This is a genomic window from Nocardioides sp. (genome assembly GCF_035697785.1).
In the GTDB taxonomy this organism is placed as follows: domain Bacteria; phylum Actinomycetota; class Actinomycetes; order Propionibacteriales; family Nocardioidaceae; genus Nocardioides_B.
In genome coordinates, this window is record NZ_DASSCL010000098.1 from 1 (window position 1) to 7,701 (window position 7,701).

Genomic DNA, 7,701 nt, shown 5'->3' on the forward strand with positions numbered 1-7,701 from the left:
GCCGACCGCCTCGTGCCAGGAGAGGTCCTCGTCGTCGATCGCGTCGAGCACCCGGCGGACGTCCTCGAGGCGCAGTCCGGCCACCTCGATGAGCGCGCGCACCAGCCGGAGGCGACGTACATGGGTGTCGTCGTAGTGCGCCCGCGTCGCGCCGATGGACTCACCGGGCGGGAGGAGTCCCTCGCGCAGGTAGTACTTGATCGTCGGCACCGGCAACCCGGTGCGGGCCGCGAGCTCGGACATCCACATGACAATCATGTTGACAGTTGGATAGTGGTGCTGTCCAATATTAGATTGTGAAACTATCCAATGAGTTGTCGAGGGGTGCGGTGCTCGCCGCGGCGCCGGTCCTGCTGGTGCAGGGCAGCCGGGTGCGCCGCCGTGTCGAGTGGCTGCCGGAAGCGCCTGGTGTCGACGGACAGGTGGGCCGCGGCGGTGATCGGCTCGAGGTGCTCGTGGTCGGCGACTCAGTCGCGGCCGGTGTCGGGGTGGCGCACCATCGAGACGCGATGGCCGGCCGGCTCGCGGCGCACCTCAATGCACGCACCGGTCGTCCCGTGCATTGGCGGGTGGTCGCACGCAGTGGTCTCGACGCGCGTGGCCTCCACGACCTCCTCGCCGAGACGGACCTTGGCGACCCCGACGTCGCGGTGGTCTCGCTCGGGGTCAACGACACCAAGGACCTGCGCAGCGACGCGGCATGGCGCGCGGGGCTGACGACGGTGCTGGACCGTCTGGTGGCGCTGCCGCGGGCGCGGGTGTTCGTGCTCGGGATGCCGCCGGTCGAGCGATTCCCCGCCCTGCCGCGGCCGCTCGCCGACCTGCTGGGCGCTCGCGCGCGACGGCTGGACCGGATCGCCCGCGAGCTCGCCTTGGAGTACGACGCCGTGGCGCGGGTCGAGCTGACCGGCCGAGACCTCGACGAGCTGGCCGAGCCGTTCGCGTCCGACGGCTTCCACCCGGGTCCGGCGCTGCACGACCTGGTCGCCCGTGGGGTGGCCGAGCGGCTGACGCTGGCTCAGCTGATGCGAAGGAGTGGCTGATGAGTGACGAGACCCGGATCCTCGCCGGGATCCTGCTGCTGTCGTTGGTGACCGTGGAGACCGGCGGGCTCTACCTGGTGAAGCTGTGGCGCTCCGCGGAGGGCGTCACGCCGTTCCAGATCGGCTTCGCCCGGGCCGGGCACGCGCACGCCGGGGTGCTGCTGGTGCTGTCGTTGACCGCGTTGCTCTACGTGGACTCCGCCGGCCTGTCCGGTGCCTGGGCCTGGCTCGCGCGGACCGGCGTACCGATCGCGGCGATCCTGATGCCGGCCGGCTTCTTCGCCGCCTCCGCGGGCCGCGGGCGAACCAGTCCCAACCGGCTGATCGTCCTGGTGTTCGCCGGTGCCGTCGTACTCGCGCTCGGCCTGGCCACCCTCGGGATCGGACTGCTCACGGCCTAGCCCACACGACACCTGTGGACGTGAGGTGGACACGCGACCGGGTCAGTTCTCCTGTCGGCAGGCCAATGCTTCGGCCGACCGGGCACAGGTTCACCGGGCGCCCGGTGAAACCCGCGACCCTACTCGGCCGCCGCCCGCCGCAACGACTCCGACAGCCGCTCGGCCGCCGCGAGTACGGCGGGGGCGTGCATCCGGCCGGGCTGGCGGGACAGGCGCTCGAGGGGGCCGGAGACCGACACGGCCGCGATGATCTTGCCGCTGGGGGAGCGGACGGGTGCGGACACGGACGCGACGCCCTGCTCGCGCTCGCCGACGGACTGGGCCCAGCCGCGGCGGCGGATGCCGGCCAGGGCGGTCGCGGAGAAGGCGGCGTTCTGCAGGCCGCGGTGCATGCGCTCGGGGTCCTCCCAGGCCAGCAGGACCTGGGCGGCCGAGCCGGCGCGCATCGTCAGCTGTGAGCCGACCGGGATGGTGTCGCGCAGGCCGCTGGGGCGCTCGGCCGCGGCCACGCACACGCGGTGCTCGCCCTGGCGGCGCCAGAGCTGGGCGGACTCGCCGGTGATGTCGCGCAGTCGGGCCAGCACCGGGCCGGCGGTCGCGAGCAGGCGGTCCTCGCCCGCGGCGGCGGAGAGCTCGGAGAGGCGCGGGCCGAGCACGAACCGGCCCTGCATGTCGCGCGCCACCAGCCGGTGGTGCTCGAGTGCGACTGCCAGGCGGTGGGCGGTCGGTCGGGCCAGGCCGGTGCCGGCCACGAGCCCCGCGAGGGTGGCCGGGCCCGACTCCAGCGCGGCCAGCACGAGAGCTGCCTTGTCGAGGACGCCGACTCCACTTGAGTTGTCCATATTCCAATACTGCCGTCTCGTAGAATGGGATGCAACGTTACGCTGATCTCACGCCTCGTCGGGGCGTTCAGCATGTGAAACGACTCAGGAGGGGATCGGTCATGGGCAAGACCCTGTCGGAGAAGGTCTGGGACGAGCACGTCGTCCGCACCGCCGAGGGAGAGCCTGACCTCCTCTACATCGACCTCCACCTCATCCACGAGGTGACCTCGCCGCAGGCCTTCGACGGTCTTCGCCTGGCCGGGCGCACGGTACGACGGCCAGACCTGACCCTGGCCACCGAGGACCACAACGTGCCGACGGTCGACTGGGACAAGCCGATCGCCGACCCGGTGTCGAAGACCCAGGTCGACACCCTGCGTCGCAACGCGGAGGAGTTCGGCGTACGGCTGCACCCGCTGGGCGACGTCGAGCAGGGCATCGTCCACGTCGTGGGCCCGCAGCTCGGACTCACCCAGCCGGGCATGACGATCGTGTGCGGCGACAGCCACACCTCCACGCACGGCGCGTTCGGTGCACTCGCGTTCGGCATCGGCACCTCCGAGGTCGAGCACGTGCTCGCCACCCAGACGCTGCCCCAGTCGCGGCCGAAGACGATGGCCGTCACGGTCAACGGCTCACTGCCCGAGGGCGTCACCGCCAAGGACCTCGTGCTGAGCCTGATCACGCGCACCGGCACGGGCGGGGGCCAGGGACACATCGTCGAGTACCGCGGCCCGGCCATCGAGGAGCTCTCGATGGAGGCGCGGATGACGATCTGCAACATGAGCATCGAGTGGGGCGCGAAGGCCGGGATGATCGCGCCCGACCAGACCACGTTCGACTACATCCAGGGCCGGTCCGAGGCCCCGGAGGGCGCCGAGTGGGACGCCGCCGTCGAGCACTGGAAGTCGCTGCGCACCGATGACGACGCGGAGTTCGACAAGGAGATCGTCCTCGACGCCGGCGAGATCACGCCGTTCGTCACGTGGGGCACCAATCCCGGACAGGGCGTCCCGCTGGCTGGTTCGGTCCCCGACCCGGCGAGCTTCGAGGACAGCGACGACCGCATCGCGGCGGAGAACGCCCTGCGCTACATGAACCTCCAGCCCGGTACGCCGATGCGCGAGGTCAAGGTCGACACCGTCTTCGTCGGCTCCTGCACCAACGGGCGCATCGAGGACCTGCGGCTCGCGGCAGAGATCCTCGAGGGCCGCACGGTCGACAAGGACACCCGACTGCTGGTGGTTCCCGGGTCCGTGCGCGTGCGCATGCAGGCCGAGGAGGAGGGCCTCGACGTCGTCTTCAAGGAGGCCGGCGGTGAGTGGCGCGGCGCCGGATGCTCCATGTGCCTGGGCATGAACCCGGACCAGCTGACCCCGGGGGAGCGCAGTGCCTCCACGTCCAACCGCAACTTCGAAGGGCGCCAGGGCAAGGGTGGACGCACCCATCTCGTCTCGGTGCCCGTCGCCGCAGCGACCGCCGTGCGCGGAACGTTGAGCTCCCCGTCCGACCTCGAGCCGGTCGCCCTGGCCGGGACCCAGGAGTCCTGATGGAGAAGATCACCACGCACACCGGTGTCGGCGTGCCCCTGCGTCGCAGCAACGTGGACACCGACCAGATCATCCCCGCCGTCTACCTCAAGCGCGTCACCCGGACCGGCTTCGAGGACGGGCTGTTCGCCGCCTGGCGCAACGATCCCGACTTCGTGCTCAACCAGCCGGCGTACGCCGAGGGCTCGGTGCTCGTCGCCGGACCGGACTTCGGCACCGGCTCCTCGCGCGAGCATGCCGTGTGGGCGCTGCAGAACTACGGCTTCAAGGTCGTGATCAGCTCACGCTTCGGAGACATCTTCCGCGGCAACGCCGGCAAGTCCGGACTGCTCGCCGCGCAGGTCGACGAGAAGGTCGTGCAGCGCCTCTGGGACATCCTCCTGGACAAGCCCGGATCGACGATCACGGTCGACCTCGAGTCGAGAATCGTCCGTGCTGGTGAGGGTGTTGACGCTGTCGAGGACTCCTTCGACATCGACGACTACACCCGGTGGCGGTTGCTCGAAGGACTCGACGACATCGGCATCACGTTGTCGCACGACGACGACATCGCGGCGTACGAGTCGTCCCGCCCGGCATGGAAACCGACGACAATTCACTGATCTGATGGGGGTTTCGCTGCAACTACCTGCAGCGACACGCGCGGTTTGCATTGTGGTGGGCATCACTTTTCCCTAGCGTGCAAGGGATTAGTCGAGCAAAGCGCTCGGCCGACGTTCACGAAAGGGAAGCTTGTGAACAAGAGTCAGTTGATCGACACCCTGGCGGCTCGCTTCGAGGGGAACCGCAAGGCTGCTGCTCACGCGCTGGAGTCGGTGCTCGACACCATCACCCGCGAGGTCGCCAAGGGTGAGAAGGTCGCCATCACCGGGTTCGGCTCCTTCGAGAAGAAGGTGCGCGACGCGAGGTGGGTGCGCAACCCCTCCACCGGTGCGCGCATGAAGGCCAAGAAGAAGGCGGTGCCCAACTTCAAGCCGGGCGCGCAGCTCAAGGACGTCGTGTCGGGGGCCAAGAAGCTTCCCAAGCTGACGTTGGCTGCGGCGGACTCGGCTTCGGGTGGCGCGGTCAGCCGCGGCACCGCGGCGGCACGCAAGGCCGCTGGTGGCTCCGCCAAGAAGGCGTCCTCCACGGCGAAGAAGACGAGCTCGTCCGCGAAGAAGTCGGCACCGGCCAAGAAGGCGTCGACGACGGCGAAGAAGTCGGGCTCGACCGCGAAGAAGTCCACCTCCTCGGCGAAGAAGAGCGCGCCGGCGAAGAAGGCCTCCTCGACGGCCAAGAAGACGACCTCGACCGCCAAGAAGTCGTCGCCGGCGAAGAAGACCTCCTCGACCGCCAAGAAGACGACCTCGACGGCGAAGAAGAGCGCGCCGGCGAAGAAGGCCTCCTCGACGGCGAAGAAGTCCCCGGCCAAGAAGTCGACCGCGAAGAAGTCGACGGCCAAGAAGTCCTGACGCAGTACCTGAGAAGCGGCGGTGACCACCGGGTCACCGCCGCTTCTGCATCTCCGCCCACGTGTGCTGTCCCACGCCGGTCTGCCGGGCGCGTGCGAGATCGGCGTCGGTGTCCACGTCGAGCCGCAGCGACGGGACGTCAGCCCGCACCGCCACGGCACCGGACTCCTCATGACGACGGGCCGAGTCCGCGCCGAAGTGCGGGTCGAGGTCGACGCCCGGACCGGCCGCGAGCAGCGTCGTACCCGTGCCGCTCGCGTCGGCGACGAACCAGCGCGGTGACATCCCGGCGGTGAGGGCGGCGTCGAGGTCAGCGGTCCGCAACGAGGGCAGGTCGGCACACATGGCCGCCACCGACGTGCCCGGGTCCGCGAGCCGCACCCGGACGGCGGCGTTGCGCAGCGCGGCGTTGAGGTCACCGTCGCCCTCGTCGGGGAGCACTTCGACCCCACTGGCCTCGAAGCCCGCCTCGTCGGTGACCACGCGCACGGTGCGGACGTGGGCGGACTGCGCGGCGGCGGCGATGGCGTCCATCGCGAACGCGCGCATCAGGGCGACCCGGGTCTCCGCATCGGTCCCGACGAGGCGTGACTTGGCGCGGCTGAGCGTCTTCACCGGCACGAGCAGGGCGAACTTCTCTGACATCGACGCACGATCCTGCCAGCCCTCCGGACCGACCACGCGGACCGGGTGATGCAACAGCCCCCAGCGGAGCTCCGGGCAGTAGGCTCACGTCGAGTTCTGCGCGGGTCGAGGGGACGAGGGAGGTACGCCGTGGCGAAGGTGCGCGAGCTGCAGACCAGGCGCGGCTGGGCCTGGTCCTTCGTCGTCGCGATCGTGAAGCCCACCCTCACCGTGGCGACCAAGCACGAGTGGATCGACGGGGAGAAGATCCCCGCGACCGGGGGCTGCATCGTGGTGGTCAACCACATCTCGCACATCGACCCCATGACCCTGGGCCACTTCCTCTACGACCACGGTCGGCTCGTCCGCTACCTCGCCAAGGACGCGCTCTTCCGCACTCCGGTGCTCAAGCACATCGTCAAGGACGCCGGGCAGATCCCGGTCGCGCGGATGAGCGAGGGCGCGACCACTGCCTACGAGGCCGCCGTGGAGGCGGTGCACCGGGGTGAGTGCATCGGCATCTACCCCGAGGGCACGATCACCAAGGACCCGGACGGCTGGCCGATGCGCGGCAAGACCGGTGCCGCCCGGATTGCCCTGGCCACCGGCTGCCCGGTCATCCCGATCGGCCAGTGGGGTGCCCAGGAGATCCTGCCGGCGTACACCGCCCGCTTCCACGTGGTGCCGCGGCGTACGGCGGCGTACAAGGTGGGCGATCCGGTCGCCCTCTCCGACCTGCGGGACAAGCCGTTGACCGCGGAGGTGCTGCACGAGGCCACCGACCGGATCATGGACGCCATCACCGAGCTGGTGGCGGACCTGCGCGGAGAGACGCCGCCGAAGGTGCGCTTCGACCCGAAGGTCTCGGGGGGTCACGAGATCGGCAACCCGAAGAAGGAGAAGAAGTACAGATGACGAAGGTCGCGGTCTTCGGTGCCGGCTCGTGGGGCACGGCGTTCAGTCTCGTCCTCGCGGACGCCGGCAATGACGTCACCATCTGGGGTCGCCGCCCCGAGGTGTGCGAGGCGATCAACGAGCGCCACGAGAACACCGAGTACTTCCCCGGCATCGAGCTGCCCACCGCGATCCGGGCGACCTCGGATCCCAAGGACGCCGCCGCCGACGCCGAGTTCGTGGTGCTGTCCGTGCCGTCGCAGACCCTGCGCGAGAACCTCGGGTCGTGGACCGGTGCGATGCCGGACGACGCGATCTTCGTCTCGCTCATGAAAGGCGTCGAGCTCGGCACCACCAAGCGGATGAGCGAGGTGATCGCCGAGGTCACCGGCGCCGGGCCCGAGCGGATCAGCGTGGTGAGTGGGCCAAACCTCGCCCGCGAGATCGCGCTGCGCGAGCCGGCCGCGAGCGTGGTCGCGTGCGCCGACGAGGCCGTCGCCCAGCGCCTGCAGGAGCTGTGCCACTCCCGAGCGTTCCGTCCCTACCGCAGCACCGACGTGCTCGGCTGCGAGCTGGGGGGTGCCTACAAGAACGTGGTCGCCCTGTGCGTGGGGATGGCGATCGGGCTCGGGTTCGGCGACAACACCACCGCCTCGCTGATCACGCGGGGGCTGGCCGAGACGGCACGGCTGGCGATGAAGCTCGGTGCCGACCCACTGACCCTGATGGGCCTCGCGGGTCTCGGCGACCTGGTCGCCACCTGCTCCTCGCCACTCTCGCGCAACCGCACCTTCGGCGAGAAGCTCGGCCAGGGAATGACCACCGAGGAGATCGTCGCCTCGACCCGCCAGGTCGCCGAGGGGGCGAAGTCGTGCGCCTCGATCTACGACCTGGCCGCCCACAACGACGTCGAC

At 70.0% G+C, this 7,701-nt stretch carries 10 protein-coding genes; 7 read left to right on the forward strand and 3 right to left on the reverse strand.

Annotation, left to right across the window (positions count from 1 at the left end; genetic code table 11):
• A partial coding sequence (locus tag VFH10_RS09490) for a MerR family transcriptional regulator (protein ID WP_325127877.1) occupies window positions 1-243 on the reverse strand: 243 nt, incomplete at its 3' end.
• Between the two features lie 53 nt (window positions 244-296).
• On the opposite strand from VFH10_RS09490, the gene VFH10_RS09495 reads away from it, so the two are divergent.
• Window positions 297-1,043 carry an SGNH/GDSL hydrolase family protein gene (locus VFH10_RS09495; RefSeq protein ID WP_325127878.1) on the forward strand — a complete coding sequence of 249 codons (747 nt, stop codon included), beginning with the start codon at window positions 297-299 and terminating at the stop codon, window positions 1,041-1,043.
• Window positions 1,043-1,444, forward strand: a complete 402-nt coding sequence (locus VFH10_RS09500; RefSeq protein ID WP_325127879.1) for a hypothetical protein — start codon at window positions 1,043-1,045, stop codon at window positions 1,442-1,444. The genes VFH10_RS09495 and VFH10_RS09500 overlap by 1 nt, the downstream gene beginning before the upstream one ends.
• Before the next feature lie 119 nt (window positions 1,445-1,563).
• On the opposite strand, the gene VFH10_RS09505 is transcribed toward VFH10_RS09500, so the two are convergent.
• Window positions 1,564-2,286, reverse strand: a complete 723-nt coding sequence (locus VFH10_RS09505) for an IclR family transcriptional regulator (RefSeq protein WP_325127880.1) — start codon at window positions 2,284-2,286, stop codon at window positions 1,564-1,566.
• 101 nt (window positions 2,287-2,387) lie between these two features.
• Here VFH10_RS09505 and leuC point away from each other — a divergent pair, with 101 nt between their 5' ends.
• The 3 genes from leuC to VFH10_RS09520 all read left to right on the forward strand — a co-directional run bounded on the left by leuC (window position 2,388) and on the right by VFH10_RS09520 (window position 5,269).
• On the forward strand, window positions 2,388-3,818 hold the full coding sequence (gene leuC / locus VFH10_RS09510; protein WP_325127881.1) for a 3-isopropylmalate dehydratase large subunit: 1,431 nt from the start codon (window positions 2,388-2,390) through the stop codon (window positions 3,816-3,818).
• A complete protein-coding gene (gene leuD / locus VFH10_RS09515; protein ID WP_325127882.1) occupies window positions 3,818-4,420 on the forward strand; it encodes a 3-isopropylmalate dehydratase small subunit in 603 nt (200 codons plus the stop codon). Before leuC ends, leuD begins: the two co-directional genes overlap by 1 nt.
• A 132-nt stretch (window positions 4,421-4,552) precedes the next feature.
• On the forward strand, window positions 4,553-5,269 hold the full coding sequence (locus VFH10_RS09520; RefSeq protein WP_325127883.1) for an HU family DNA-binding protein: 717 nt from the start codon (window positions 4,553-4,555) through the stop codon (window positions 5,267-5,269).
• Between the two features lie 33 nt (window positions 5,270-5,302).
• Here VFH10_RS09520 and cofC read toward each other — a convergent pair whose 3' ends face one another.
• Window positions 5,303-5,914, reverse strand: coding sequence for a 2-phospho-L-lactate guanylyltransferase (gene cofC, locus VFH10_RS09525; protein WP_325127884.1), 612 nt, complete (start codon window positions 5,912-5,914; stop codon window positions 5,303-5,305).
• 129 nt (window positions 5,915-6,043) lie between these two features.
• Here cofC and VFH10_RS09530 point away from each other — a divergent pair, with 129 nt between their 5' ends.
• Entirely contained in the window at window positions 6,044-6,808 is a 765-nt protein-coding gene (locus VFH10_RS09530; RefSeq protein WP_325127885.1) for a lysophospholipid acyltransferase family protein, read from the forward strand.
• The coding region (locus VFH10_RS09535) for an NAD(P)H-dependent glycerol-3-phosphate dehydrogenase (protein WP_325127886.1) at window positions 6,805-7,701 on the forward strand (897 nt) is incomplete at its 3' end. The genes VFH10_RS09530 and VFH10_RS09535, both read left to right, overlap by 4 nt.

Bases quoted from the DNA above. Each gene is read 5' to 3' on its own strand.
- VFH10_RS09500 (WP_325127879.1), top strand. From the start codon at position 1,043: ATGAGTGACGAGACCCGGATCCTCGCCGGGATCCTGCTGCTGTCGTTG.
- VFH10_RS09505 (WP_325127880.1), bottom strand. From the start codon at position 2,286: ATGGACAACTCAAGTGGAGTCGGCGTCCTCGACAAGGCAGCTCTCGTG.
- leuC (WP_325127881.1), top strand. From the start codon at position 2,388: ATGGGCAAGACCCTGTCGGAGAAGGTCTGGGACGAGCACGTCGTCCGC.
- leuD (WP_325127882.1), top strand. From the start codon at position 3,818: ATGGAGAAGATCACCACGCACACCGGTGTCGGCGTGCCCCTGCGTCGC.
- cofC (WP_325127884.1), bottom strand. From the start codon at position 5,914: ATGTCAGAGAAGTTCGCCCTGCTCGTGCCGGTGAAGACGCTCAGCCGC.